This is a genomic window from Kitasatospora sp. MY 5-36, from assembly GCF_001182915.1.
Lineage (GTDB): Bacteria > Actinomycetota > Actinomycetes > Streptomycetales > Streptomycetaceae > Kitasatospora.
This window is the reverse complement of sequence record NZ_LFVW01001017.1, coordinates 1-2,416: the sequence shown is the minus strand read 5'-3', so window position 1 is coordinate 2,416 and position 2,416 is coordinate 1. Positions and strand designations below refer to the sequence as shown.

The following is a 2,416-nucleotide window of genomic DNA, read 5'->3' as shown; positions in this document are numbered from 1 at the left end:
CCGGTCGCCGTCCCCGGCGTGGTGCTGGCCGCGCTCGCCGGTCTGCCGCTGGGCGTGGTGCTCGGCCCGGAGGCACCGCTGATGGCGCTCGGCGGCGGCCTCGCCCTGCTCGCCGTCCGGTCCGCCCGGCGGGCCGAACAGCCGCAGCTGGTGGCGGTGTTGGGGACGGCGGGGGCGGCGGCCGCGATCTCCACCATCTTCGGCAGCCCGCTGGTGGCCGCCGTGATGCTGATCGAGGCGGCCGGGCTGGGCGGCCCGCAGCTGATCGCGCTGATCCTGCCCAGCCTGCTGGCCGGCGGGGTCGGCGCGCTGGTCTTCACCGGCTTCGGCCACTGGACCGGCCTGGCGATCGGCGCGCTCTCGCTGCCGCAGGTGCCGAAGAGCGGGGTCCCGGACGCGGGTGACTTCCTCTGGGGCGTCCCGCTGGCCGTCGCGATCGCCGTGGTCTGCGTGGCCGGGCAGACCGTCGGCCGCCGGGTGAAGACCCTCACCACGACCGGCACCGCCCGGCAGACGGCTCTGCGCACCGTGCTGTGCGCGGTCGCCGTCGGCGGCTGCCTCGCCGCGTACGCCCTGCTCACCGGCCGCTCCCCGGAGGAGGCCGCGCTCTCCGGGCAGGCCACCCTGGGCACGCTCGCCGCCGACCCGGCCGCCTGGCCGGTCGGCGCGCTGCTCGCCCTGGTGCTCTGCAAGGGGCTGGGCTGGTCGATCGCCCTCGGCAGCCTGCGCGGCGGCCCGATCTTCCCGGCGATCCTGCTCGGCGCGGCCCTCGGTACGGCCTGCGCGCCGCTGCCGGGCTTCGGTGCCGCGCCCGCCCTGGCCGTCGGCCTCGCGGCGTCCGGTGCCGCCGTCACCGGCCTGCCCGTCACCAGTACCGTCCTGGCGGCGGCCCTGCTCGGCGGCGAGGCGGCGAACTCGATGCCGCTGCTGATCGTGGCCACGGTGGCGGCCTTCATCACCGCGGAGGCGCTGCGCGGCCGGCCGAAGCGGGAGGCCGCCCCGGCCGGCCGCACGGAGGACGCCGGGGTCAGCTGACCTCCGCACCCGGGCCGTCCGGGACCGCGGTCAGGTACTGCTCGATCTGCTGCTGGTTCTCCACCAACCGCAGGCACAGGTGCCGCAGTTGGGCCAGCTCCTCGGCGCTGAAGCCGCGGAAGACGGCGGCCATCGCGCGCTCGGTGGGCGCCCGGAACTCCTCCAGCCAGGCCAGCCCCTCGTCCGTCGCGGTGACCAGCACTGCCCGGCGGTCGTTCGGGTCGGGGGAGCGGCGGGCCAGACCCTCCCGCTCCAGGGTGTCCACCAGGCCGGTCGCATTGCGCGGGCTCACCCCGCCGGCCCGGGCCAACTCGCCCACCGTCATGCCCGGTTCACCCCCTCCGTCCGCTCCACCCGTCCTGCTCGCCGCACCGAGCCGCACCAGCACGTCCAACGCCCCCGCGCTCAGCCCCCTTCCTCGTGATCCGTGCGCCCGCAGCTTCTCCACCGCGTGGAACGCCGAGCGTGCGGCGGCCGCCGCCTCCAGCGCCAGGGTGTCCCCGCCCTTGGTGAACACGCCCATGGCCGTCCGCACCCTGCTGTCGTACAGCCGGCCCTCGGCATCCCGCCCCAACGGGCCGGCCGCCGCTTCCTCCGATGTATGTACTTGCTTCATAATGAAGTCATTCTGCATTGTGCGGCGCGCCTGTCAAGGGGGTGGTCCGTCAACTCGCCCGCCGAGGGCGGGACTTCGATGGGAGCCGGACGTGCGATCCGCGAGAGTGCGTCGGCCGCCCGAGTCGCCAGCCAACCGTTCCCGTACGCCGGAGCCGCGTATCGGCCCGTTCGAATGACGCTGCCGAGGGACGGGGCGGGACGGGCGGTGCGGCGGCGGTCCGTGGCGGGGGGCCGATCGGGACGAGGGGTGACGGGGGAGTGCTCCAGCCGACTGATCCTGCGAGATAGGCATACGAACTGTATTTCCGCTGGTGGGATCGGCGATTCTGACGGGGCGTGAGGCCGGACGGGTCGCGGCGCCGGTTGCGGCGGGGTGCGGGCCGTGGCTGTCTGAATCGCGGCGGGGCCGACCGGCGCCGCCACTCGATCCAGAAACTCCGTGGAGGAGATTTTCATGCGTGCTCTCAAGCGAGTCGTGGCTGTCGGCGCCCTCACCGTTCCGCTGGTCCTCGGCTGCGCCGGCCTCGCCTCGGCCGGCACTGGAGGCATCGACGCGAACTACGGCAAGGGCTACTTCACCGCCAACGAGAACGGCGCCGGTCTCGCGGCCCTCGAATCCCACGTCGGCCCCGATGGCGTCTCGCACGAGGACTTCTGGATCTGGGCGGACGACAGCGGCGTCACCGGTTCCTTCACGGGTTCGGGTGCCACCTTCGTCGACCCGGCCGCGGCCCCCGCCGACGCCCCGGCCGCCGCGGTCGCC

The 2,416-nt window shown here is 74.9% G+C and carries 3 protein-coding genes; 2 read left to right on the top strand and 1 reads right to left on the bottom strand.

The window, feature by feature from the left end; translation table 11 throughout:
* Positions 1–1,035: chloride channel protein (locus tag AE652_RS39605; protein ID WP_049660464.1), on the top strand; the 1,035-nt coding region annotated here is incomplete at its 5' end.
* Here the strand turns inward: AE652_RS39605 and AE652_RS39600 are convergent.
* The gene (locus AE652_RS39600; protein ID WP_049660461.1) at positions 1,028–1,651 is read right to left on the bottom strand and encodes a MarR family winged helix-turn-helix transcriptional regulator; all 624 of its coding nucleotides are present in this window, start codon (positions 1,649–1,651) and stop codon (positions 1,028–1,030) included. The genes AE652_RS39605 and AE652_RS39600 overlap by 8 nt on opposite strands.
* Positions 1,652–2,107: 456 nt before the next feature.
* Here AE652_RS39600 and AE652_RS39595 point away from each other — a divergent pair.
* The coding region (locus tag AE652_RS39595; RefSeq protein ID WP_199823220.1) for a hypothetical protein at positions 2,108–2,416 on the top strand (309 nt) is incomplete at its 3' end.